A 22,439-nucleotide genomic window follows, 5' to 3' on the forward strand; every position below is an offset into this window, starting at 1 on the left:
GTAGCGCTGCAGTACAGTGCCTGTTGTGACATGCAAATAGAGTTTTTTAGCGCCTTTGCTAAGGGCCTCTCTTTTTCGCCATGCTGTTGACCCCAGTCTAGGCAGATACCCGGCCGCTCAGTGTGCGCTAGCCCACATACAGAGAAATACAGCCTACTTTCTATTTTCCGTTCACTTCACGCCACGCCCTGCTCTTGCATGCAGCGCTGCAAAGACATCCGTCCAGAACAACTGAGCTTTTGGTAAATGTGGTGCAAATGCAGCTTGGCCGTCCCCTCGCTGATGGACAGTTGGCTGGCGATTCTCTTGTTCGGCAAGCCCTCGGTCACCAGGCGGGCCACCGTCATTTCTCGGGGGGTCAATAACTGGGCGGCTTGGGCTTTCTCGCGTTTTTGCGCCAGCAGCAGGGCCATGCTCTTGTCAGAAAGATCGTGGTCCAACCATTTGCCGCCCGCGTGGACGAACTGGATACAGCGGGCCAAAAAATCTTTGGTTTTGTCTTTGGACACCAGCCCCTGCACATCCAGATCCAAGGCCAACAACACATCGCCAATCGGAGCGCCCGTGAACACCACGGGACGTGTTGGCCATTTTTGTGTCTTGATCTCGGCCAACAAAGCCAAACCCGTTCTCCGAGACAAGGACAAGTCCATCACCAGAATGTGGGGACGGTAACGTTGTACCGCCTGCAAGGCATCCTCGCCGTTGGTCACGCATGCCTTGACCGCAAAGTCATTTGCCCCCTGGAACGCATGGGCCAGCCCTTCGAGCATCATGGGGTAAGGGTCAGCCAATACAAGGTCGATGCACATGAATCAGGTTTTCTTTCAATGAAGGCACGGACCGCGAGCGCTTTTTGAGCATTCAAGCGCGGGTCCCTGTGCTTTAGAGGATAGGACGCCCAGCGCTGAATGACGATCCTCTGTATCGGTGATAACGACTACTCAATAACCGTTAGATTTGCAAGATTCCTTCCAGGTCAATGCCATCCACTGGCCATCTAAGCCCCAACCCATAACCAAAGCAGGGCTCAAGAATTGGGTTTGATCTAGGCGTTGACCCCGCCATTGATCCCACCTGCGCTGCGTAAAATCGGCACATGCCTCTTTCACCGACCGACAACCCCCAAGCGCGCAACCCGCTGCACGGCCTGACCCTGGAGGCCATCGTCACCCAGTTGGCCGATTTCTATGGCTGGGACGATCTGGGTCAACGCATCCAGATCCGTTGCTTCACCCACGACCCCAGTGTGGGCTCCAGCCTCAAGTTTTTACGTAAAACGCCTTGGGCGCGTGAAAAGGTAGAAAGCCTTTACTTGTTCATGCTGCGCGAGCAAAAAAGACAAGGCTTTTGAAGTGCAGGGCCTGAGCACCTCGCTCAGTCCGACAGCATCGTGCCCCGGCATTTGGCGGCACCACAGCGGCAGACATAACGCGCCTTCAAGGCCTCGGTCATCGGCTCATCACTGAACAAGCCATAGTCAAAGGTCAGCTCTTCGCCTTTGAAAACAGGCCTGCGCGTCATGATGAAAATGCGCCCTTTTCGCTCGTCGGGCACACAATTGGGTCGGCAAGAATGGTTGATCCATTTGGAGTCGTTCCCGCCATAAAGCGCGTCAATCACCAGGCCATCGTCCAAGTGAAAGTAAAAGGTGTGGTCGGGGTTGCTGGCGTCGTGCGGGTGACGGCGGATCGCCTCGGCCATGGTGATGACCTCCCCCACGTATTCAATCACCCGCTCGCCTGCGGCGATGTGGCGGGTCGCGAACACACCTTTGCCGTGCACGTCAGAAGAATGCACATGGATGGGGCTCAGAACGTTCGTATGGCTCAAAGTGGGTGTTCAACAGGGTGAGGTGAAGGGCGGTGAGGCGAGGCCTGACTATAGAGACTTTGCACCGCATCACGGCAGCGACAGCCCTGCGAACTTGACTCTGTTTTAATTTATTCACATTGCAGCAAACACAAAGGCAGACCGGTATGTCACTCGTCATGGGTTGGGAAGAATGGGCCAAGCACGATGCGGTCGGGCTGGCCGAGCGGGTGCGCCTTGGCGATGTGACACCCACTGAGCTGGCCCAGCAGGCGGCAGCCGGCATTGCCAAAGTCAACCCGACGCTCAGCGCCGTGGTCGAAGTGTTTGACGACCTGCTGACCGACCCCACCCGCGACGGCATGAACCCGGGCGGCCCCTTTGCGGGCGTGCCCTACCTGATGAAAGACCTGGGCCCGACGCTGAAGGGCCGCTTGCAGGAAATGGGCTCGCTCTTGATGCGTGGCAACCGCGCCACCGCTGACAGCTACCTGGCGAGCCGCATCAAACACGCCGGGCTCAACGTGATCGGCCGCACCACCACACCCGAGTTTGGCGTGTGCAGCTCGGCAGAAAACCCGGCCGTGTACGTGACGCGCAACCCCTGGAATTTGGAATACACCACCTGCGGCTCGTCGGCGGGCACGGCGGCGGCGCTGGCGGCAGGCGTGCTGCCCCTGTCGCACGCCACCGATGGCGGTGGCTCGATCCGAATCCCGGCAGGCTTCAACGGCAACATTGGCCTGAAGGCCTCGCGTGGCGTGTTCTCGATCGCACCTGGCGCTTCCGACATCACCGGCTTTGTGTCGACGCAGGGGTGTCAGAGCCGAACCGTGCGCGACACCGCCGCGTTTGTGGACCATTGCCGTGGCGGCGCACCGGGCGAGTTCATGCCCTATTGGTCGCCCGCCGAGCCCTACAGCCAGCTCATTCAACGCGACCCGGGGCGCTTGCGCATCGCCTTGTCGCACGAGTGGGGCCACTACCGGGCCGTGCCGCACTTTGTGGCCGAGCTCGAAAAGGCCGGGCGCTTTTTGGAGAGTCTGGGCCACCACGTTGAATGGGCCCTGCCCCAAGTGGACCTGGAAGCCGCGTTTGCCGCGCAGACCACCTGCTACATCAGCAACTTTGCGCAGACCATCACCAACCTGATCAAGCCCATGGGGCTAGAGCGCCCGCCTGCTGATTTGGTGGAGCCGATCAACATCAAGATCTGGGAAGAAGGCCTCAAAACCAGCTACGCCGAACGCGCCCGCATGCAGGCCGTGTTCAACACCACCTCACGCGGCTTTGGCGAATTCTTTGAGCAATGGGACATCATCCTCACGCCCATCACTGCGCTGCCCACGCCCAAGCTGGGCACGACCGAATACCTGACGATCAGCAGCAACCCTTCTGTTTACGGCTGGTTTGAGAACCTCTGGCAAAACTTCGCCTACACCCCGCTGTCTAACCTGTGCGGCATCCCTGGCATTTCACTGCCCATGGCCAAGCAAGAAAACGGCCTGCCTTTGGGCATTCACGCCCAAGCACGCCAAGCCAACGATGGGCTGCTGCTGCAACTGGCGGCGCAGATTGAACGGGCGCTGGGTGGAAAGTGGAACGAGGGGCTTAGGCCAGGGGTGCATGTGGCTCAGGTCACACCTCAGTGAAGGCCTTGTCTGACAAATCAGTTGAGTTTGAGAAGAGTGACCGATGCAACCACATTTTCTTCTGTTCCTCCGCTGAGACTTTGCAGGCCCACTGCAGCGGCGGAATGGTAATTGACCAAGGTGACCGTGTCGCCTTTTTCCAACCTCACAATGACTTGTCCATTGTTTTGTTGTGTACCGGCTCCAGACCCATAAATGGATCCGGGAACCACTCTCCCATTGACGAAGATGGCAAACTGATTGGACTGAGTTCCGGACACTGAAAAACTGACAAGATAATTCCCATTTTCCAAAATGCTTATATCTGAAGAGCCCGCTTTGTTTTCGATGTTCACCAAGCCACTTTGACCATCAAACAACACGGCCGCATCAATGGCCACATCTTGTCGAATCAGTGCATAGATGTAACCGTAAGCCGACAGTCCACCACCTGCTGGTCCGGTGGCACCGGTAGCGCCCGTTGCGCCCTGTGCACCTGTCCCTCCCGCTGCACCTGCTGCACCCGTTGCACCTGTTTCACCGTTGCAGATGTAGGTTGTAGAAGTGACTTCCAAGGCGTCCAGTGAATTGTTGGAATTGCTGTCAACGCCAGACTTGGCGACGACCCCTCCGGTCAAACAATGAATGCCAGGCAACTCGGTAGCAATGGTCACCAAGGACTTCAAACCATTTGCCCCAGTTGCGCCGTTAGAGCCAGCAGCTCCAGAAGCGCCAGTTGAACCTGCTGCGCCGTTATTGCCGGTGGCACCAGTAGCACCTGCTGAACCGTTAGCCCCAGCAGCGCCAGTCGCACCCGCTGCGCCATTATTACCAGTTGCACCGGTCGCACCGGCTAACCCGCTTGCTCCTGTAGCGCCAGTGGCACCATTTGTCCCGTTGAGTCCAGCCGTTCCATTCAAGCCCGAATTGCCGCTGGAACCGTTGTTCCCGTTGTTGCCGTTGCATATGTAATTTGAGGATGTGACCTCCGATGCATTGAGTGTTTTGTCTTGATTCGAGTCGAACCCTGCACTCACTTGAGTTCCGCCAGTAGAACAATTTATCCCAGGCAATTCACCAGCGACAACAACAAGTGCACTCAAACCGCTTGTGCCTGCTAAGCCATTGAAGCCAGTTAAACCGGGTATGCCGTTCGTTCCATTGCATATGTATTGTGTGCCCGTGATCTCTGTATTTTGCAAAACGAGGTCGTGGTTGGCATCCACCCCCGAATTGACCGTAACACCTCCGCTGGCGCAAGCGCTCAAGGGTGCTTCATTTTGAATGGCGAGTTTGATGGATTGTGCTGACAAATCATTGGATGCAACTCCCCCACAAGCCGTGAGGATGGAAACCAGAAAAAGCACAGTTACCCGTTGAATATTACGTATCGTCATTTGCAGTGATCAAAGCGAGTTCTTGTCAAAAAATTTCGACAATTCATTTTGATCACTCAAGTCGATGGCGTCTGTGAACCAACGAACCGAATCGCTCAGAACAAGCAGCACGACTCGACACCGGTCCCAGACGCGCGACGGGTTCAGGCGGCTTGAACTGTTGACCGCCTTTAGCAGGCCCGTTACTTACTCAACAGTGACGGACTGGTTCAGGTAGTGAGTAATTTTTGTGTTCATAAATTTCTATCCTCGACCGTCTTTTTTTTTGCAGACCAGAGAGACGGTGTCTGTTCCTGGAGTCACTTCGTATTCCCGAGCTTGCTGCCCATCTCGTACAACTTTGATGCCGTCATTGACGATGGGCAGATGCATTGTCAGCGTTAATTCGTGCTCTCGATTATCGCTTTCATAGCGTACATCGATCCGCTTTACCAAACCGCCGATGTACTCCTTCTTCTGCTCATCAGTCAAAACGTCCAGCGTCTCTACTTCGTCGCCAAACTCTTTCACCCAGTTCACCCACTTCCGTGATTCGTCTGTGCCAGCCAATTCAAGCCGTGAATTAGCAAGCTCGGCTTCGATGTTACCTAGTGCTTCACGAATACGAACCAGCGTGACAGCAAAGCTGAGATCACTGACAGCACCAAGCAATTTGTTCGCCTCAAGATTGCCGAGTGTTTCATTCATCTTCGAATGATCTTTCTGGAGTTTGCGAATTTTGGCTTGAAGCGCTTTGATCTCAGCATCAGTGCGGATCTTGATACCGTTCTCTTTGAGCACCCGATTTTTGACTTCTTCCTTCAGTGTGCTCGACTTCGCATGAAGTGATGTGACCAGCTCCCAGACCAACTTATCAGTCTGGGGAATGTTCATGGCACGTGCAAACCCACAGCCCATGCCACGCTTCCACGGGGATTCTGATCCACCCTTCTCAACCCATTCACGCTCTTTGTTGGGACAGTAGTAAGAAGACTCAGCGCGGGACTTGATGATCCGACCACTGATGGGTCGACCACAATGCCCACAGAACATCAAATCACGCAAAAGATAGAAGTGTTTTGACGTTGCGTTTTTCTGAGACTGCCTCAGCACCTCGCTAGTACGCTTGTGCTGAGCCGCATTCCAAGTGATCTGGTCAATGATGCTTGGGCATTGAACTTCAATCGTCTGTCCAGACTTGCTGTCTGTATAGATGTAATGCCCAGAGTAGTGCGTATTTTTCAATAGCGCATTGATTGATCCAATCGTCCACAAGCCTTTCTTGCGGCGTGGGCTGACACCATTGGAATCCAAGACTTGTTTGATGTACGTTGCGGCGCCACCTTTCACAATCTCTTGAAAGATACGCTTGACCCACTTGGCTTCTTCATCGACCACAACAAGTTTTCTGTTTTCGAGCTTGTAGCCGAATGGTGGAGGTCCGCCGTGCCAGCTGCCAGAACGAACACGGTTCATCTTGCCAAGCCGTGTTCGCTCAGCTCGTGTGACGTTGTCAAACTCAGCAACAGCATCCAGCAATTGCTTCAAAAACTTGTCTTGCGGGGATGACAGATCAAACTGCCCATCCTTGGTGTACAGCGTGACACCCTGCTTGTTGCACTCATACCGAAAGACAGAAGCGACTTGGTCGTTGCGTGACAAGCGAGACTGGTCATAAACCCACAGATGCTTGACCTGCCCTGCCTTCATCGCCACATAGAGCGCATTCAGTTCAGGACGATCAGCGATGTTTTCATGATGGGAGCTGCGACCACCTTCGTTCCAAACCTTGAAGTCAAATCCAAGCTCTTTAGCTTTCTTGACCCCTAGGTCCCGCTGTGATTCAAGTGATGTGCCCTGCTCAGCCTGTGCGGTTGTAGACACACGGGTGTAGATGTGGAGCGTGTTATCTGCTGATGTTGCGCCTGTCACGGAATGTCTCTCAATATTCTTTATTTTGCCTAAAAACTAAGCATATTCCCTTTGACATCAAATTCCTACACGTCATTGGAAAACACCAGCAAAATATGCCAATTTTGAATTAATCAAGCGTCTAGTAACGGGACGCTTGAATCACCAGATCGCTCCACGCACATACCGCTGACGCAATCTGTTCCAGTTGATTTCGCTGATGCCAGGAGGACTCCATTTCCCTTCATCGACTGCTTTGTCCATCGCCTTCTTTTGTTCATTTGTCCATCGCTTGCGTGATTTGACAGCCTCATAAGACGGGAACTGACCAATTTCGGCATTAGCAATCAATGCTTCGGCTCGATTAGTCATACGAATGACAGCAACACGCATAACCCTCTCCTTGAGAATTCTGTCTTTCAGTGGCTCGCCTGCACGCCTCTTATGCAGAGGCGAAATCCCAAGTTCCGCACCGATGTCATACAGGTCCATCTTGATTGGCTTATCACCAGTTGATGGATGTGTCATTTCATAGTCAAGCATTGATCGCATGTGCCAGACACGAACAGCCGATTCAAGAACTTTCATTCGGATGCCCTTGACCTTCAGCAATCGGAACTGAGCATCGCCTTTCCTGATCTTGCGATCCTCAATTTCACGAATGAGCTCTAAGAACTGACGTTTTAGCGTCTTCTCCGAAATGTTCGTCGGAATGCTTAGCAACATGCGTTCTGAATTCCGAAGATGCTCATGCAACGACATCTCATCCACACGTTCTATCTTCGGCGGTGTCATCTGCTCTTGAAATAGTGCGAATCCAGTGTCGATCCACCATCCAGCGAAGTCCTTTGAAAGGACATCACCAAAAGCCTGCCAGACCTGTTTTAGATCTGGATCAAGCGTCTTTCCCTTCTGCTTGCACACCCACCAGTAATCCTTGCTACAGCGCAAAGCCTCAAACCACCATCGGTAGGGACTTACAGCCGCCCGCTCAAGTATTTCGAAATGGCTACGGGCTGTAAAGCCACTTATGCCCTTAAAAAAGAGTGTATTTTTTTCGTTCACGGTTATCAGTTTAATTCATATTGATAATTTTATTTGATAGCGAAATACAGTTCATACATCGACAAGACGAAAGCAATTCAGCCCAAGTTTGATGTTGATACCGCTCAACTAAAGGAGATACCTATGAGCAAAAAGAACGTCGCAGCCGCTGCTAAAAATTCCGCAGCAATTCCAACTCAGTCCACCGGCGCAAGCATCAGCACCACGATGATGCGACGCATCAGCGATCTGGCGATTCGCCGCGAAGCGTGGGAGACCACTGAGTACAACCGCTCCAATCAAGCTCTTTATGGCGTGATTGCAGAGTGTCTCAACCTGTACCTCGATTTGACAAGCGGTACAGACATCAAATTGAAGAAGCAAGGGCTGGAAAACTTCATCAAGACGAAAGGGTATGTTTTCAAAGAAAGCTCGCCACTTTCCTTGAAAGTCATCCGCTGTGTGTTCGGTGATCGTGACCGTCGCCGCCTGTCGACGTATCACACCGTCCTGCTTGCTGCAATTGCCGATAAATGGGCAGTGAGCGATGTTGCAAAAAATATTGCCGATTGCGGCGGCGTGCAGGAAATCTCCATGCGAAAGCCCGGTGGCATGTCTGCAAAAGACAAAGCAAATGCTGCTCGTGCCTCACTGATGAATCAGTCAATTGCTACGCTGAGCAGTGATGCAATTTTCAAGCAGTTCAACAAGGAACATGAAGCAGAGACCGCTGTCGCAGTTATGACTCTAAACAGCGATGGTACTTACAGCGTTCACTGTGTAGTCCGAAGCGCAACCGCAGTCAATGCAGCACTGGCGGGGTATTTCTCCGCCAACAAAGAAGTCTTGGTCGGGCTTCAAGAGCAACAAAAAGCGCAAGCCGCCGAGGCTGAAAAAGCCCAATTAATTGCGAACGCGGTATCAGCCGCCAACGATGCACAGACGGAACTTGCCGCCTGAACGAAATCGAGTGCGGGACCTTTCCCGCACTCACTAACCAGTAAAGGAATTCAAATGATGAACGACAAAGAATTTTTGCCCATATCTCTTGATGAGATTGTGATTTCTGATGTCCTTTCAAAGGACATGTTGACGAAGATCGTCAACAAAGTGATCCCATTTCCCGCTTTTGGAAAATGCGGAATCATCCTTCACGGACCGTACGGAACCGGAAAGACAACGCTGGGGAAACTGATCCCCGATTTGATGGAGAAAGCGCGCGGCGGGTGCAATGCTCACTCCGATTTTTATCAATGTGCGCAGGGCATGAATGGCGTGACATTGGTAAGTCAAATTCAGACAGCGACTCAGTACGTCAGTCTGAATGGCAGCGGTCTTCACTATTCCATCTTGGATGAGGTGGACAACATGACCGTAGCTGCCCAAGCATCACTCAAGGCAATCATGACGGGACTGCACGGTATTTTCATCATGACCACAAACGACATCACGGCTGTGGACAAGGGGGTCGTGAACCGCAGTCACGTGATTCACATGATGGCAGCGAAACCGCATGACTGGCTGCCATTGGTCAAGCGAGTGATTACAGCTTGCGGTGCACCTTTACCGCCTGATGCGTCATTGATTCCAGTGATCGGGGCGTGCAACGGGTCTGCCCGTGACATCTGTAGTGCCGCTGTCGAAGTTGCAATCCAGTCAATTCAAACAGGAGGCTCTAATGTGCTCTGAAGACGAACGCTTCGATCTGATTAGAAGCAAATTAGATGTCTGTCTTTACTGTGATCAAGAATACATTTCGCGTGAGTATTGGAGTATGAAGTCACTCATATTAGAGTATTGCACGCTTTTCTCACCGAAATCCGAAAATGATTTTGCAGCAAGCACTTGCCTTTGCATTATTGATCTTGCCCTGTTCCTTGATGTAGATGAGATCAATCCAACCTCATCAATTGAACTAAGTCGCCTGCTCCGCATTGATGAAGAATTGAAGTTGTATTGTCAGAATCAATTTCTGAATAATCACCGAATTCCGATTGAAAAACTAAAAATTGCGACAGATGCTTTAGCAATGATTTAGCCAATGTTAGCAACACATCAGCCTGATAAAAATCCAGCCTTGTGCAGGAATGCCAGTCAATTCAACTTTGAGGTAAAATTATGGAACAGAAAAAATTTCGTTTTCAAGTAAAAGTCAGAGCGGAACTTGTTTATATTAAAGAAGTGTATTTATCTGATCGCGAATCCGCAGCGGAGTATGCCAACCATATTCTTGATAACGAGATTTTCGAGGACTGGGAGTTTCATTTATATGAAACTGGTGAATCATCATGCCGAATTTACGAAGAAAAATAAACTAATTGCCAGCCTTGAGCTGGCTTTTTTGTTGTCCTTTAGCAGGACGATCACGCCAGTAATTCCACTGCCGAACGCATAAGCTTGGGATTGCTCTCAATGTATTTCTGGGTGACTGCCATGCTGCGGTGTCCTGCCAAATCCATCAACACGCGAACCGATACGCCCATCTCACTGAGCTTTGTGATAAAAGTTCTTCTGGAGCTGTGGGATGAGCCGCCAGTGATACCAGCGCCCTTGTACAAGTAATGAAAATGCTGTGCTAATGTTGACGCTGTGAACCCGCGATTGGGGTTTTTCTGTGTCGTGAACAATGCACGGGTAGTGTCCGTCATGGTCACAGCCTTCAAGTCTTTCAACTTGAAGCGGGTCTGCAAGTAATTCTTAATTTCTTCCTGCGCTTTCGCAGACAAGATAACGGTCCTGCCCCGTGATCCCTTCGTCTGATCTGCCGACAGTCGAATTTCTTCAACGATCTCACCAGTCGGGGTGAGCACGTCACACAGACGCAGTGCAGCAAGTTCGCCCACGCGCATTCCTGTTGCATTGAGCACGACGAACATGGCGCGATTGCGCGTGCTGTGTTTGCGACTTGCGATGTACAGCAGGACTTTGCGAACCTCTTTTTCTGAGAGAACTTTTGCTTGGGACATTTCAGACTTTCCTTACATATCAAATGATTAACGTGTATTTAGTCTCTTCCCTTTGATTCGGTCGGACAAGCCTTTTGGCGAAATATTGGAACGTCAATGATTTCAAGCACTTACGACAGGACCAAATGAAATATGAATTTGTTTTGGTTTTCTGACGTGTCGTGGATCTGAGCGTCTGACGCGCCCACACATGCTTTGTGTCGACGGATCAGAAATATTCGCTTGTACTTGGATCTGATGCGTTCGTGTGCGTAAGCATGACTTCCCGCGTGCCACTGCGCTAGCTAACCAGCTCATGCTTGTTGACTGCTAGCGCTGGTACCGCATTTTTAGCTACTAATCAAGTTCAATTTCAACTCTCTCAATCGATCGATACTGCTCTAGAATTGATAACCGTTTAATTTGGAGACAAAGTGAAAAAATACCTACTGTTGCTCGCATCGTGTCTGATTACAGCCACCAATGCACAAGAAGTCGTGAACTATGAGTACACAAATCACGAAGGAAAAGTTCAATCCGTTGAAGCAACTCTGCGAAAGCCAACAGGTGCATCCAATAACAAAGCAATCGTGATTCTTCATCATGCTGGTGGATGGTCAGAAGGAACGACCAGTCAATACGCAGAGATGTTCTCTGCCAATGGATATACGACACTTGAACCTCGCATGTTCAACATGCGCTCACAGATGAAAAACAGCGCTGAGCACCTGTCGCAAGCTATGGGCGGGTTGACTTATTTGGCAGCTCAACCTGGCGTTAACAAAGACAAGATTTCATTGATGGGGTTGTCTTTTGGCAGCTGGATTGCTGCTTATGCAGGCACAGAATGGGCAAGTCAAAAATTCACTGATGGCAAATTGAAGTACAACAAGATTGCCCCACTGTATGCGGTCTGCTGGCTTCTCGAACGAGGTGCCAAGAAAGAACTGGGCTCGTTGCAAAATAAGTTTTATCCCGTCGACATGTATGACAAATGGACGCAGGTTCCATTGAAATTCTTTGCTGGGTCGGAAGACAATTACGATGACAAAGATCCGAAAACTTGTCAGAACTTCATTGACGTAATTCCAGATGCAACCCAACGTTCTCTATCTTCTGTGAACGTGTACAAAGCGACTCATGGGTGGGACCAGAAGACCGCCACCTTTTTCGAAAAAGGTGCTTGCAAAGGTAAGGGCTGCAACAACACCAATCAAGCAAATCCTGAAGTCACTGCAAAAGTGAAAGAGGATTTGCTCAAATTCATCAACGAATGATTTTCCGTCTTCCTCATACAACGGAGTCACATCAAGGCTAGGAATGAAATGGGCGTGGGTTCAAAGTTCAATTCATGAACACGAACCCACACCTCGAATTTGAACTGGCGCAATTCACTGGCACAGAAAAGCTGTACCGATTGACCACACGCCATTTGTTGACTGATGGCACCATGTACCTCGCTGAACATGCGAAGTGCTATTGGCTGATGATTGCTGTGGCATCACATCTAATTGGGAAGATCGATGACCACTTCGCAGTTGCCAAGCTAAGTGTTGTGGGCAATGGTGCCGTGCTCACACTCGGTGATGGAAACGTAAATGTCTTCGCCAAGCAATCCATTGAATTCACAGATTTCCCATTGCCCGAAGTGAAGCTGTATTGCTGCTTTGATGGGGATCACTGGATGATCATGCTTCCACGTGAATACTGAAATCCCAGACCATGTCATTTCTATTGACATGATTCACATGTCCTGTCACTGACAGCGAACCTTCGGTTCACTAAGTGCTTTCGCCACTCATTTCGCTTCGCTCATTCGTATCGCTCAGCACTTCAGTTCGGATTGATTTGATGGGAAATATTCAGATCACATGAAGTGGTCTTTTGGACTTCTGAATTCATCTCTGTACTTGAGCCATAACCACCCTTCTAAAGCGAAGGGGCGGTTACTTTCGTTTTGTCCGTCGCCACGTGACAACCAGTTGGATTCACAAGGGATGCTCAATGAGCATTGTCTCTACACGGCAATTCGTGCGTTTCAATGTGAATATGTTTATGGGCATTTTTCGTCCGCTCTTGGCTCTGCTCCTTACCGTTACCAACAGCGATTTTTAAAGCATCTCTCAGGTGTTTTTGATGCTATGGCGGACTTTGATCAAGTTGCTCTTCTTGTTCAGCTTGTCACCAAGCCGATTACCGTTTCGATGTGAGAAATGTTCCGATGATTCATCAGTCATTTAAGGCGTCCTTGCGGGGATAGTCTCACAAAGCGTGTGCTGAACATCACACGATCTACCGTCACACCATCAATAAGAACGGATTGTCGGCACACTTTGAAGCGGTGCTTGCTTGTCATTCAGTTTTGTCATCTTTATTTATGCCAATCCAGCCATAACCAAATATTTTCTTGACGAAACCAAACGGCACGGACTAGGAAAGAAACGGACACGGCAATAGGCTCAATCTCACTCATCAACACAAGGAGATTTCAATGAGTACGATTCTTTCGAGTCTGAAATTGGTCAACGCAAAGCGGGTGAATTCGATTGACCCTGTTGTCTTTCGTCGGAACAAACTGAATGAAAAATTGAAGGTTCAGATCGCTATGGCACAGGCAATGAACAAAGGCGAGAAATTCACTGTCAAGCGCATGCGGAATGTGCGTGACGATGTGACTGGTTTGACTGCAGTGGTTGAGGTCAGCAAGCGACTCAAGGCTTGGTGGTTCACGAACAATGACACCAAGAAGGTTGCCGTTCAAATCTTCTATGGCAACAAGGTCATCGATCTAGCGAAGGGTAAGAATGCCGTGGAAGTTGCGAACTGCGATGAACTGATCGCTGTGCTGTCGAAGTTGCAAGAGGCTGTGCTTGATGGATCGCTAGATGCTCAAATCGAACAGGCAGCGGATTCGGTGAAGGCGCGCTTTGCGAAGTAAGCATGGCACTGGCAGATCGTGAGCGTCCAGTGACGGGACGCTCACATGTCCTTTGAAAGGACATCTTCCAGCTAGCGCTGGCACCAGACTTCATGCAGTCATAAATACATGCATGAAGATCAACGAATTCACCACCAATCTCAATACCTACGTTGCCACTGTGCGTGTCGTCTTGCGCAATGGCACGACCATGGCGAAAACGCACGTCATCGCTGATGGCACCAATCAAGCTCGAATGTTGCTCATGCACTTGTATGGCGAGGGCAATGTCTTTTCAGTTCAAGCTCTTATGGATGAGGAAGTGACAGAGGGCACGAAGACGCTCACGGCATCTGAGTTGCAGGTCAAGTCACTGACTGACCGTGCCAAGCAACTCAATCAACAAGCGAAAGAGACGAAGGCACGGCAGTCACTAGAGAAGGCTCGCAAACGGGCGCAAGATATATCAGCCAATGTCTTGTAAAAATTTCATGCTTATTTAAATCGAAATTTCTCCACACCTTTGTTAGTCGTAACACTAGCCTCCAGAACATTGCAAATCCGACCTTTTGTACCAATCATGAACGATAGTGTTTGACCATATTTTAATTTTTTAGGCAACGCTATTTGTTTGTAATATTCGCAATTACCTCTATTAAGTTCTAAATTGTGAATTTCGATTTCATCTGTTGTTGATTGAACATCAGCATACTGCACATATTCTCGCCATGTACTTGACCATTTTTGGTTGATTGATATCGACACAGATGATGCAATCGATGGCATTGATATTGCCAACCCGATAGCAATCAGTAATTTTCTTTTCATTTTTACAACGGTGAGTTTTTTGTGAATTGTTGCAGTCCAACAAGAAATTATCAAAAATATCGTCTGCAAAAATTGCATGCAATAACTGTAGGAATTTTTCAATCGTGGGAATAGGCTCATTGCTGTCAATCACAGTCAATGAGTCAAGAAGTCTGTCAGAGCCGTTTCATCTTTTCCCAGTGCGTGCGTCACATTCGCACGTGGGAAGATGCGCATCTGCCTCTGAGTCAGAGTCGCATTGCTTTTGATCTGTTCATGCTCATTGCTCAGAGCAGCCAAATTGAACAGCCTATGACGCTAAAGGAATTGTTCAACTCACTCAAGTACAGTGAACGTGGCGTTCGTTACGTGTTGGATCAGTTCGTTGACGGAGGCTGGTGCGAAATTGTTGGAAGCGAGAAAGATAAGCGTTTTCGTCTCGTTGTTGCATCTCAACGACTGACAGATAAGCTGGCAGAATATGAGCAGGTTGTGCTCAGCAATTACCGGTCATCACATCTAACACTATCAGTTAGCGCTGGCTCCAGCGTCTGATCCAGCACAGAGCTATCAATCCACTCCACTTACATCTGACATCAACCCCACAAAAGAGTCGCTCAAAACTGGCTTTCGTAGTTCCGAGACAGATTGACTGGTTCAGCGTCCTATCACTGCACGCTTGATCGTCATAGAGCATAAATCAACTGTTTGTACTGACTCAAGCATGCAACGATGCTTTCAAAAAGCCTCTTCATGGCTTTCAGATTAAAAGACAAAAAGTTTTTCAAGCTAGACAAACATGTCTCTTGCAAACAATAAATACTGACCGGCTTTCGTTCGTCTTTTGGACCTTAGGCAAGAAGATGCTCAGTCCTACGACCGGTAAGTAAAGTCTCTCGTTGACAAAGCCAAACGACTCAATCAGTAATCGTGTATTAACAAAGGGCTGATGGAGTTAAAAGCGCGAAAGAGAGACGGAATTCCGCTGCTGCTAAAAATTAATTATGAAATAAAATTCACCCTGTAGCGTCAGCTCCATCACTCAAATGCATTTTCTCGCCAAGATAATATAAGCCCCACGCAGTAACGGTAAGAAGTTGAACAAAAAATAGAATATAAATAGATGTTGCCAAAGCACTAAACCAGGGAATCAAAGCAGGTATAAGTGCAGCTTTGATGGCTGGCGCTAATGTAAGCGCTAATGCCGCACCAATTGTCAACAAAAAACTAAGCATTGTCAGATAGGCAAACATTACCGCCAAAAATAATCTACGATTTAATTCCAACTTATCAGTTAAAGCCCCTTCAATAAGAAATCTCATTTTCGGAGGATTGCCTGACATTGGTCTAAGCATCTCTTTGCCACCAAATGTTGCGACAGCCGCTAGAGCCGCCGTATAAAATCCAGGAAGATTTTGAACGAAACTTTGTATTTTGCTTATAAACCCACTACCACTCCAGATATCAGTAGGATTGGGCTTAATATATCCAAGATAGTCTAACAAACTAGGCAAAAGCCATGCGCCCCCTGTCACGACAGCCACTGCAATTGGAAAACCCCAGTTCACCCAAAAATGCACTCTATCTGGATGACTTATAGTCAAATAAGAAAAGGGTCTAAGCAACACTTTAAACACAGCAACTCCAATTCAATCTATTAAATCTTTCATCTTCAAAATAATTTCTTCGGAAATTTTAGTTTGATGGTCAAAATGTGGATTGTCTAACTCAATAATTTCTGATCGCGTAAAAGCATCTTCAAGTCGATGTGCATTAAATAATTTTTTCTTAATTTGCACATCATCCACATCTCGTTCTTTATATTCAATCCGTATAGTATCCGCATCAAACTTCCTATTATCAAATGCAGTCTTTAGCAATTTTTTAAGGTAGGGTATATCAGGCTTAACACTTTTCAAATTAACATGCATTTCCATTCTATCTATCTCCACCGGCACAGTTGAATCAAACGATTGATGCCCTTTATCAATTAAATCGACACCAACAATTCTGCCTTTGTTAATTATTTCAGTTAGAGCCCCATTAGGCAATGCTGAGAATGAAAAAGCATGTTTAACTTTATATTTTTTCTTTTTACCATCATCATCTAAAATATTTGTTGGCAGAGGAATTTCATCAAACCCAACAAGACCACCCGACTTTTTCACCTGTTTATAAACATTATTTAACAAAGATACAATTTTTTGAGGATAAATGCCAGCCCCTGTTGTCATCAACATTTTCCCAGAAATTGATGATTCATTGAATTTAATCAGCACGTGCGCTGAGACTTCAATATCTTCATCAACTGCTTTATTTCCAAGACGTCTTGTCTTTGAGCCTCTTCTCCTATAAGCGACATCTGAACGATCAGGATCAGGTTTATTAAGTAATAGCACAAGCTCCCGCGCAGTTTTATCTGACGTCACCTGAGTTACTTCGATCGGAGTTTTTCCGCACTGTATTTCAATTCCAGACTTTATATATGGAATTATTTTTTCAACAATTTTCCACAGACTAACTTGAGGTGGAATTGGTATTCTTTCATCAAGAGAATTTGTACTAACTTGAAGCTCGAAGAAATTGACAGTTCTATTATTGATTTTCACGATATTCCCTTTTTGACCTATGGAGCTTAGACCATTCCAAACCCTTATTGGAATTACATCATTTACTGCATAGGTTGCCAAGTCCCATATGTGCATTTCTCGTTTTCTGGACTTTATAAGTCTTAGCCGTGAAACTACATCACTCTTTGAGTTGTCTTTGCGAAAGACAAACTGATCGTCTCGTAACAGGTCGCTGATGTCACTGTAATTGGGCATCATTCAAACCACAAGTCCACCAACTCTGGTGCCACCTTCAATGTGAGTCTTTCTTGCCTGAGCTTGCCTTTCTTGTAGATAGAAAACACATGCTCAGCACCCAGCAAGCAGCCGTTGACTGAGCGTGTACCTGACTTCGTCAAAAGCCTTGCAATTGCCTCAAACGTCAGTTCTTCACGCTCACGTAACAAAAAGACTCTGTCAAACAGCCGTTGCTGACAGTTTGAGTAGTGTTTCTTGTAGATTTCCTTGCTTTTCAGTTTGACGACCATGACCACTCTTGTCTGATCGTCAAAATTACTCACTAGCTGAACTATTCCACGGTGACTGACTTGGCCAAATTCCTAGGCTTATCCACATCCGTGCCCCTTGCACACGCCGTGTGATAACTCAGCAATTGCAAGGGCACGACATGCAAGATGGGCGAGAGCACGCCGTAGTGTTCAGGCATGCGAATCACGTTGACGCCTTCACTGCTTTCAATTTTTGTGTCGCCATCGGCCAGCACATAGAGCACACCGCCTCGGGCGCGGACTTCCTGCATATTGCTCTTGAGCTTTTCGAGCAGCTGGTCGTTGGGTGCCACGGTGACAACAGGCATGGCGCTGGTCACAAGCGCCAGTGGGCCGTGTTTCAGCTCACCTGCGGCGTAGGCCTCGGCATGGATGTAAGTGATCTCTTTGAGCTTGAGTGCGCCTTCGAGGGCGATGGGGTAGTGCGTGCCCCTGCCCAAGAACAAGGCATTTTCTTTGCTGGCGAATTCTTCGGCCCAGCTGATGATTTGCGGCTCCAGCGCCAGCACGGCTTGCAGCGCGGCGGGCAGGTGGCGCATGGCTTTGATGTGCGCGGCTTCCTCTTCGTCGCTGAGGCGCCCTTTGGTCTGCGCCAGCGCCAGCGTCAACAAAAACAGCCCGGCCAGTTGGGTGGTGAAGGCCTTGGTGGAGGCCACGCCGATCTCGGCCCCGGCGCGGGTCACGTAGGCGTGTTTGCATTCGCGCACCATGGCGCTGGTGGACACGTTGCAGATGGTGAGCGTGTGCGTCATGCCGAGGCTCTGCGCGTGGCGCAGTGCGGCCAGGGTGTCGGCGGTCTCGCCGCTTTGGGTGATGGTGACGATCAGTGTGTTGGGGTTGGGCACCGATTCGCGGTAGCGGTATTCGCTGGCGATCTCGACCTGGCAGGGCACTTTGGCGATCGCCTCGATCCAGTACTTGGCCACGCAGCCGCTGTAGTAGCTGGTGCCACAGGCCAGGATCAGCACGTTGTCAATCGCTTTGAAGGTGGAATATGCGCCGTCACCAAACAGCTCGGGCGTGATGCCCTCCACGCCTTCGAGCGTGTCGGCAATCGCACGCGGCTGCTCGAAAATTTCCTTTTGCATGTAGTGGCGATAAGGGCCCAGTTCGGCCGCGCCGCTGTGGGCGTGCACGGTTTTCACGGCGCGGGTCACGGCCTTGTGGTCGCGGTCCACCACCCAGTATTTGCCCAGTTGAATGTCGACCACATCGCCCTCTTCCAGATAGACGATCTGGTCGGTCACGCCCGCCAGCGCCATCGCGTCGCTGGCCAAGAAGGTTTCGCCTTGGCCCACGCCCAAGATAAGCGGCGAGCCCGCACGCGCACCGATCACGCGCTGCGGTTCATCTTTGTGGAACACGGCAATGGCATACGCGCCATGCAGCTGGCGGATGGCGGTTTTGACGGCTTCAAAAATATCGCCGTCGTACACGCTGTCCACCAAGTGGGCGATGACTTCGGTGTCGGTTTGGCTCAAAAACACATAGCCCTTGGCTTGCAAGGTGGCGCGCAGTTCTTCGTGGTTTTCGATGATGCCGTTGTGCACCAAGGCCACCTTGCCCGGCTTGGCGTCTGACGCGCCTGTGCCGTGGCTGAAGTGCGGGTGTGCGTTGTGCACCGAAGGCGCGCCGTGCGTGGCCCAGCGGGTGTGGGCAATGCCCGTGCCGCCTTCGATGTGGTCGGCGCTCACCTGGTCCATCAGCTCGGCCACGCGCGAGGTGCTGCGGGCGCGTTGCAAGCCCCCCGTGCCGCCGCTCAGGCTGGCCGCGTGCACGGCCACACCGCAGGAGTCATAGCCCCGGTACTCAAGCCGTTGGAGGCCCTGAACGAGGATGGGAACGATGTTGCGGGAAGAAACTGCGCCGACGATGCCACACATGGAGGGACTCCAAAAGAGAGGGGATGGGTTCGATGGTAGGCACGCTCAATAAAAATATCAGATCAATTTTCAGTTTATTTTGGTTTTTTATTTCATCAATCATTGATCATGGAATTTAATTTCATTAAAATGGCATTTATGGAATCCAATGAACTTGATGCCATCGACCTGCAGCTGCTCGACAGCCTGCAGCGCGACGCCAGCTTGAGCAATGTGGCGTTGGCCGAGAAGGTCAATGTCTCGCCCCCTACTTGCCTGCGCCGCGTCAAGCGCTTGGTGGAGGGCGGCTGGGTCGAGCGGCAGGTGGCCGTGCTCAGCACCGACCGGCTCGCCGCCACGCTGGGCCATGGCCTCACAGCGCTGGTCGAGGTGTCGCTGGACAAACAGGGCAGCGAACACCTGGACGCCTTTGAAGCCCGCGCCGTGGCGCTCGATGCGGTGCAGCAGTGCTGGCGCGTGTCGCCCGGGCCCGACTTCATGCTGGTGGTGCAGGCCCGCGATATGCCGCACTACCTGGCCATCAGCCAGGTGCTGTTCACGCAAGACGCCAATGTGCGCAATGTGAAAGCCTTCTTTTCGACCAAGCGGGCCAAGTTCACAACGACGTGGCCAGTGCTGCCGCAAGCGTTCGGAATGAACAACCCAGGCATGAAAGAATCACCGTGACAGCCGAGTGTGTGCATTTTCGGCAAAACCAACACCAGGAGAACTGACATGGAAGTGATCGTCATCACAGGCGCATCCGAAGGCATTGGGGCCGAAATGGCCACACAGCTCGCCCACAACCAGGGCTCTGCCGTGGCGCTGGTGCTGGCGGCCCGCCAAGCCAGCAAGCTGGAATCGGTGGCCGAAGCTTGCCGACAGCACGGCGCGCAGGTGCTGTGCGTGCCCACCGACGTGGGCGTGCAAGCCGATTGCCAGGCTTTGATCGACCGCGCTGTGCAACAGTTCGGCCGCATCGACACCCTGATCAACAACGCGGGCGTGTCGGCCCATGCCCTGCTGCAGGACGTGAAGGCCGAACACCTGGGCTGGTACGAAGACCTGATGCGCGTGAACCTGTGGGGCACCGTTTGGTGCACACACGCGGCGCTGCCTCACCTCAAGGCCTCACGCGGACGGCTGGTGGGCGTCTCGTCGCTCGCAGGCCTGGCTGGGGTGCCGGGCCGCACGGCCTACTGCGCCACCAAATTTGCGATGAACGGTTTTCTGGAAGCGCTGCGCACCGAGCTGTTGGCCGATGGGGTGTCGGTCACCCTCGCCTACCCGGGCGTGGTGGCCACCGACATCCGCCGCCGGGGCTACAACGCCCAAGGCCAGCCTGCAGGCACCAGCGGCCTGAGCGAAGACAAAGCCATGCCCGTGGACGTGTGCGCCCGCAAAATCTTGCAGGGCGTCGAACGCCGCCAGCGGGATGTGATCATGAGCCCACTGGGACATGTGGGCCGCTGGCTCAAGCTGATCGCGCCGTCGCTGGTCGATCGCTTGGCCTCGGCTGCCCTGAAAAAATCCGACACAAGCCGCTGAGCTGAACTCTGAGCAGAACGCTGAGCGGGCCAGTTCAGGTTTTGGGTTTTTTCTGGGGGCGTGCCCAGTTGGCGATGCTGACCTGCTTGCCGCGGGCCACGCTGAGCGAGCCCGGTTCGGTGCTCTTGGTCAATGTCGAGCCGCCGCCCACCGTGCCACCCGCACCAATGGTGATCGGAGCCACCAACACGCAGTTGCTGCCAATGTGCACATCCGCCTCGATCACGGTGCGGTGCTTGTTGGCCCCGTCGTAATTGGCGGTGATGCTGCCCGCGCCGTAGTTGACCCGCTCGCCCACGGTGGCGTCCCCCAAATAAGCCAGATGATTGGCCTTGGCGCCTTTGGCCATCGTTGAGTTCTTCACTTCGACAAAGTTGCCAATGTGCACCTCGGCCCCTAGCTGCGCACCGGGGCGCAGACGGGCAAAGGGACCGATCAAGGCGCCCTCGCCCACCGACACGCCGAGTTTTTCGCCGTCGATGTGGGTGAAGGGATGGATCACCGCCCCCGCCGCGATGGTGCAGTTAGCGATCACGCAGTTGGCGCCGATCTTCACGCCTTCGCCCAATGAGACTTGACCTTCAAAAACGCAGTTCACATCGATCTCAACGTCTTGTGCGCAGTCGAGTTGGCCACGCAGGTCAAAGCGGGCGGGGTCTTTCAGGCGCACGCCTTGTTCCATGAGTCGGTTGGCTTGGCGCAGCTGGTGGGCACGTTCCAACTCGACCAATTGCACCGGACTGTTCACACCCGCCACTTGCAGCGCATCTATGATTTTGTGCGCCACCACAGGCAAACCGTCGGCCACGGCCAGCTTGACCACATCGGTCAGGTAGTACTCCCCCTGGGCGTTTTGGTTGTCAATGCGGCTCAGCCAGCCTTTGAGCTGTTTGGCGGGCACGGCCATGATGCCGCTGTACACCTCTTGGATCTGGCGCTGCGCGTCGGTCGCGTCTTTGTGCTCGACGATGGCCTTGACGGCATCTCCCTCGCGCACGATGCGGCCGTAGCCCGTGGGGTCGGCCATGTCGAGGGTCAGCAGTGCCAACTTGTCACCACCGCACTGCACGATCAGGGCTTGCAAAGTGCCCGCCTGGGTCAGGGGCACATCGCCCGACAAAATCACCACGACCCCATCGTCGGCCAGCGCGGGCACGGCCTGCTGCACAGCGTGACCGGTGCCCAGCTGCGGCTCTTGGCGCACACATTGCACCGCCAGCGCTTGCCCGGGGGCCAGCAACAGGGGCTCCACCTGGTCGGCACCGTGCCCGGTGATGACCACGGCCGAGCGGGCGTTCAGTTGTGCAGCGGTGTTCAGCACATGTTGCACCAGCGGCACCCCCGCCAGACGCTGCAACACTTTGGGCAAACGGCTTTTCATGCGGGTGCCTTTGCCAGCGGCCATCACCACAACATCGACGGGAAACAGGGCGTTCAAACTCATGGGTCTCTTTCTCAGGCCGCCCCA

The 22,439-nt window shown here is 51.5% G+C and carries 26 protein-coding genes; 14 read left to right on the top strand and 12 right to left on the bottom strand.

Annotated elements, in window-relative coordinates; genetic code table 11:
- Window positions 1-176 precede the first annotated feature (176 nt).
- On the bottom strand, window positions 177-812 hold the full coding sequence (locus B9Z40_RS05300; RefSeq protein ID WP_100172206.1) for a response regulator transcription factor: 636 nt from the start codon (window positions 810-812) through the stop codon (window positions 177-179).
- Window positions 813-1,099: 287 nt separating this feature from the next.
- On the opposite strand from B9Z40_RS05300, the gene B9Z40_RS05305 reads away from it, so the two are divergent.
- Entirely contained in the window at window positions 1,100-1,354 is a 255-nt protein-coding gene (locus B9Z40_RS05305; RefSeq protein ID WP_100172207.1) for a VF530 family DNA-binding protein, read from the top strand.
- A gap of 23 nt (window positions 1,355-1,377) precedes the next feature.
- Here the strand turns inward: B9Z40_RS05305 and B9Z40_RS05310 are convergent, their stop codons facing one another.
- Complete coding sequence (locus B9Z40_RS05310; RefSeq protein ID WP_233204792.1) at window positions 1,378-1,833, bottom strand: SET domain-containing protein; 456 nt, start codon at window positions 1,831-1,833, stop codon at window positions 1,378-1,380.
- A gap of 146 nt (window positions 1,834-1,979) precedes the next feature.
- Between B9Z40_RS05310 and B9Z40_RS05315 the strand changes: the two genes are divergently transcribed.
- Window positions 1,980-3,464, top strand: a complete 1,485-nt coding sequence (locus B9Z40_RS05315; protein WP_100172209.1) for an amidase — start codon at window positions 1,980-1,982, stop codon at window positions 3,462-3,464.
- Between the two features lie 17 nt (window positions 3,465-3,481).
- Here B9Z40_RS05315 and B9Z40_RS05320 read toward each other — a convergent pair whose 3' ends face one another.
- The 3 genes from B9Z40_RS05320 to B9Z40_RS05330 form a co-directional block, all read right to left on the bottom strand.
- On the bottom strand, window positions 3,482-4,840 hold the full coding sequence (locus B9Z40_RS05320; RefSeq protein WP_100172210.1) for a collagen-like protein: 1,359 nt from the start codon (window positions 4,838-4,840) through the stop codon (window positions 3,482-3,484).
- Between the two features lie 243 nt (window positions 4,841-5,083).
- A complete protein-coding gene (locus B9Z40_RS05325; protein ID WP_233204793.1) occupies window positions 5,084-6,703 on the bottom strand; it encodes a recombinase family protein in 1,620 nt (539 codons plus the stop codon).
- Between the two features lie 189 nt (window positions 6,704-6,892).
- A complete protein-coding gene (locus B9Z40_RS05330) occupies window positions 6,893-7,795 on the bottom strand; it encodes a hypothetical protein (protein ID WP_143473925.1) in 903 nt (300 codons plus the stop codon).
- A 123-nt stretch (window positions 7,796-7,918) separates the two neighbouring features.
- Here B9Z40_RS05330 and B9Z40_RS05335 point away from each other — a divergent pair, with 123 nt between their 5' ends.
- The 4 genes from B9Z40_RS05335 to B9Z40_RS05350 all read left to right on the top strand — a co-directional run bounded on the left by B9Z40_RS05335 (window position 7,919) and on the right by B9Z40_RS05350 (window position 10,087).
- Complete coding sequence (locus B9Z40_RS05335; protein WP_143473926.1) at window positions 7,919-8,734, top strand: hypothetical protein; 816 nt, start codon at window positions 7,919-7,921, stop codon at window positions 8,732-8,734.
- 57 nt (window positions 8,735-8,791) lie between these two features.
- Window positions 8,792-9,463: an AAA family ATPase gene (locus B9Z40_RS05340; RefSeq protein ID WP_158238055.1), complete on the top strand. Its 672-nt coding sequence runs from the start codon at window positions 8,792-8,794 to the stop codon at window positions 9,461-9,463.
- The gene (locus tag B9Z40_RS05345) at window positions 9,453-9,812 is read left to right on the top strand and encodes a hypothetical protein (RefSeq protein WP_100172215.1); all 360 of its coding nucleotides are present in this window, start codon (window positions 9,453-9,455) and stop codon (window positions 9,810-9,812) included. Before B9Z40_RS05340 ends, B9Z40_RS05345 begins: the two co-directional genes overlap by 11 nt.
- Before the next feature lie 80 nt (window positions 9,813-9,892).
- Window positions 9,893-10,087: a hypothetical protein gene (locus B9Z40_RS05350; protein ID WP_100172216.1), complete on the top strand. Its 195-nt coding sequence runs from the start codon at window positions 9,893-9,895 to the stop codon at window positions 10,085-10,087.
- Between the two features lie 50 nt (window positions 10,088-10,137).
- Here the strand turns inward: B9Z40_RS05350 and B9Z40_RS05355 are convergent, their stop codons facing one another.
- Complete coding sequence (locus B9Z40_RS05355) at window positions 10,138-10,740, bottom strand: site-specific integrase (RefSeq protein WP_100172217.1); 603 nt, start codon at window positions 10,738-10,740, stop codon at window positions 10,138-10,140.
- A 413-nt stretch (window positions 10,741-11,153) separates the two neighbouring features.
- Between B9Z40_RS05355 and B9Z40_RS05360 the strand changes: the two genes are divergently transcribed.
- The 5 genes from B9Z40_RS05360 (at window position 11,154) to B9Z40_RS05375 (ending at window position 14,120) form a co-directional block, all read left to right on the top strand.
- Entirely contained in the window at window positions 11,154-11,996 is an 843-nt protein-coding gene (locus B9Z40_RS05360) for a S9 family peptidase (RefSeq protein ID WP_143473927.1), read from the top strand.
- Window positions 11,997-12,070: 74 nt separating this feature from the next.
- Entirely contained in the window at window positions 12,071-12,430 is a 360-nt protein-coding gene (locus B9Z40_RS05365; protein WP_100172219.1) for a DUF6876 family protein, read from the top strand.
- A 199-nt stretch (window positions 12,431-12,629) separates the two neighbouring features.
- The gene (locus B9Z40_RS17055; RefSeq protein WP_233204794.1) at window positions 12,630-12,929 is read left to right on the top strand and encodes a hypothetical protein; all 300 of its coding nucleotides are present in this window, start codon (window positions 12,630-12,632) and stop codon (window positions 12,927-12,929) included.
- Between the two features lie 281 nt (window positions 12,930-13,210).
- On the top strand, window positions 13,211-13,657 hold the full coding sequence (locus B9Z40_RS05370; protein ID WP_100172220.1) for a DUF6641 family protein: 447 nt from the start codon (window positions 13,211-13,213) through the stop codon (window positions 13,655-13,657).
- Window positions 13,658-13,769: 112 nt separating this feature from the next.
- Window positions 13,770-14,120 (top strand): hypothetical protein, encoded by a 351-nt coding sequence (locus B9Z40_RS05375; protein ID WP_100172221.1) that lies wholly within the window; start codon window positions 13,770-13,772, stop codon window positions 14,118-14,120.
- 11 nt (window positions 14,121-14,131) lie between these two features.
- On the opposite strand, the gene B9Z40_RS17060 is transcribed toward B9Z40_RS05375, so the two are convergent.
- Window positions 14,132-14,542, bottom strand: a complete 411-nt coding sequence (locus B9Z40_RS17060) for a hypothetical protein (RefSeq protein ID WP_143473929.1) — start codon at window positions 14,540-14,542, stop codon at window positions 14,132-14,134.
- A 60-nt stretch (window positions 14,543-14,602) separates the two neighbouring features.
- Between B9Z40_RS17060 and B9Z40_RS05385 the strand changes: the two genes are divergently transcribed.
- Entirely contained in the window at window positions 14,603-14,998 is a 396-nt protein-coding gene (locus B9Z40_RS05385; protein WP_100172223.1) for a hypothetical protein, read from the top strand.
- A gap of 461 nt (window positions 14,999-15,459) precedes the next feature.
- Here the strand turns inward: B9Z40_RS05385 and B9Z40_RS17065 are convergent, their stop codons facing one another.
- The 4 genes from B9Z40_RS17065 to glmS form a co-directional block, all read right to left on the bottom strand.
- Window positions 15,460-16,080, bottom strand: a complete 621-nt coding sequence (locus B9Z40_RS17065; protein WP_143473930.1) for a hypothetical protein — start codon at window positions 16,078-16,080, stop codon at window positions 15,460-15,462.
- A gap of 12 nt (window positions 16,081-16,092) precedes the next feature.
- Entirely contained in the window at window positions 16,093-17,148 is a 1,056-nt protein-coding gene (locus tag B9Z40_RS05395; RefSeq protein WP_143473931.1) for a hypothetical protein, read from the bottom strand.
- Between the two features lie 119 nt (window positions 17,149-17,267).
- Entirely contained in the window at window positions 17,268-17,540 is a 273-nt protein-coding gene (locus tag B9Z40_RS05400) for a hypothetical protein (RefSeq protein ID WP_100172226.1), read from the bottom strand.
- A 41-nt stretch (window positions 17,541-17,581) separates the two neighbouring features.
- Complete coding sequence (gene glmS, locus B9Z40_RS05405) at window positions 17,582-19,444, bottom strand: glutamine--fructose-6-phosphate transaminase (isomerizing) (RefSeq protein ID WP_100172227.1); 1,863 nt, start codon at window positions 19,442-19,444, stop codon at window positions 17,582-17,584.
- A gap of 138 nt (window positions 19,445-19,582) precedes the next feature.
- On the opposite strand from glmS, the gene B9Z40_RS05410 reads away from it, so the two are divergent.
- Together B9Z40_RS05410 and B9Z40_RS05415 are read left to right on the top strand one after the other, a co-directional pair.
- Window positions 19,583-20,110, top strand: coding sequence for an Lrp/AsnC family transcriptional regulator (locus B9Z40_RS05410; RefSeq protein WP_100172228.1), 528 nt, complete (start codon window positions 19,583-19,585; stop codon window positions 20,108-20,110).
- A 48-nt stretch (window positions 20,111-20,158) separates the two neighbouring features.
- On the top strand, window positions 20,159-20,971 hold the full coding sequence (locus B9Z40_RS05415) for an SDR family oxidoreductase (protein ID WP_100172229.1): 813 nt from the start codon (window positions 20,159-20,161) through the stop codon (window positions 20,969-20,971).
- A 34-nt stretch (window positions 20,972-21,005) separates the two neighbouring features.
- On the opposite strand, the gene glmU is transcribed toward B9Z40_RS05415, so the two are convergent.
- Window positions 21,006-22,415, bottom strand: coding sequence for a bifunctional UDP-N-acetylglucosamine diphosphorylase/glucosamine-1-phosphate N-acetyltransferase GlmU (glmU, locus tag B9Z40_RS05420; RefSeq protein WP_100172230.1), 1,410 nt, complete (start codon window positions 22,413-22,415; stop codon window positions 21,006-21,008).
- Between the last annotated feature and the right edge of the window lie 24 nt (window positions 22,416-22,439).

It is taken from the genome of Limnohabitans sp. 15K (genome assembly GCF_002778285.1).
In the GTDB taxonomy this organism is placed as follows: Bacteria; Pseudomonadota; Gammaproteobacteria; order Burkholderiales; family Burkholderiaceae_C; genus Limnohabitans_A.

Excerpts from the sequence above, each read along its gene's own strand:
- B9Z40_RS05350 (WP_100172216.1), top strand. The coding sequence starts at position 9,893 with ATGGAACAGAAAAAATTTCGTTTTCAAGTAAAAGTCAGAGCGGAACTT.
- B9Z40_RS05365 (WP_100172219.1), top strand. The coding sequence starts at position 12,071 with ATGAACACGAACCCACACCTCGAATTTGAACTGGCGCAATTCACTGGC.
- B9Z40_RS17060 (WP_143473929.1), bottom strand. The coding sequence starts at position 14,542 with ATGCAATTTTTGCAGACGATATTTTTGATAATTTCTTGTTGGACTGCA.
- B9Z40_RS05370 (WP_100172220.1), top strand. The coding sequence starts at position 13,211 with ATGAGTACGATTCTTTCGAGTCTGAAATTGGTCAACGCAAAGCGGGTG.
- B9Z40_RS05335 (WP_143473926.1), top strand. The coding sequence starts at position 7,919 with ATGAGCAAAAAGAACGTCGCAGCCGCTGCTAAAAATTCCGCAGCAATT.
- B9Z40_RS05410 (WP_100172228.1), top strand. The coding sequence starts at position 19,583 with ATGGAATCCAATGAACTTGATGCCATCGACCTGCAGCTGCTCGACAGC.
- B9Z40_RS05300 (WP_100172206.1), bottom strand. The coding sequence starts at position 812 with ATGTGCATCGACCTTGTATTGGCTGACCCTTACCCCATGATGCTCGAA.
- B9Z40_RS05315 (WP_100172209.1), top strand. The coding sequence starts at position 1,980 with ATGTCACTCGTCATGGGTTGGGAAGAATGGGCCAAGCACGATGCGGTC.
- B9Z40_RS05320 (WP_100172210.1), bottom strand. The coding sequence starts at position 4,840 with ATGACGATACGTAATATTCAACGGGTAACTGTGCTTTTTCTGGTTTCC.
- glmU (WP_100172230.1), bottom strand. The coding sequence starts at position 22,415 with ATGAGTTTGAACGCCCTGTTTCCCGTCGATGTTGTGGTGATGGCCGCT.
- B9Z40_RS05345 (WP_100172215.1), top strand. The coding sequence starts at position 9,453 with ATGTGCTCTGAAGACGAACGCTTCGATCTGATTAGAAGCAAATTAGAT.
- B9Z40_RS05305 (WP_100172207.1), top strand. The coding sequence starts at position 1,100 with ATGCCTCTTTCACCGACCGACAACCCCCAAGCGCGCAACCCGCTGCAC.
- B9Z40_RS05395 (WP_143473931.1), bottom strand. The coding sequence starts at position 17,148 with ATGCACATATGGGACTTGGCAACCTATGCAGTAAATGATGTAATTCCA.
- B9Z40_RS05400 (WP_100172226.1), bottom strand. The coding sequence starts at position 17,540 with ATGGTCGTCAAACTGAAAAGCAAGGAAATCTACAAGAAACACTACTCA.
- B9Z40_RS05385 (WP_100172223.1), top strand. The coding sequence starts at position 14,603 with ATGAGTCAAGAAGTCTGTCAGAGCCGTTTCATCTTTTCCCAGTGCGTG.
- B9Z40_RS05415 (WP_100172229.1), top strand. The coding sequence starts at position 20,159 with ATGGAAGTGATCGTCATCACAGGCGCATCCGAAGGCATTGGGGCCGAA.
- glmS (WP_100172227.1), bottom strand. The coding sequence starts at position 19,444 with ATGTGTGGCATCGTCGGCGCAGTTTCTTCCCGCAACATCGTTCCCATC.
- B9Z40_RS05355 (WP_100172217.1), bottom strand. The coding sequence starts at position 10,740 with ATGTCCCAAGCAAAAGTTCTCTCAGAAAAAGAGGTTCGCAAAGTCCTG.
- B9Z40_RS05340 (WP_158238055.1), top strand. The coding sequence starts at position 8,792 with ATGAACGACAAAGAATTTTTGCCCATATCTCTTGATGAGATTGTGATT.
- B9Z40_RS05375 (WP_100172221.1), top strand. The coding sequence starts at position 13,770 with ATGAAGATCAACGAATTCACCACCAATCTCAATACCTACGTTGCCACT.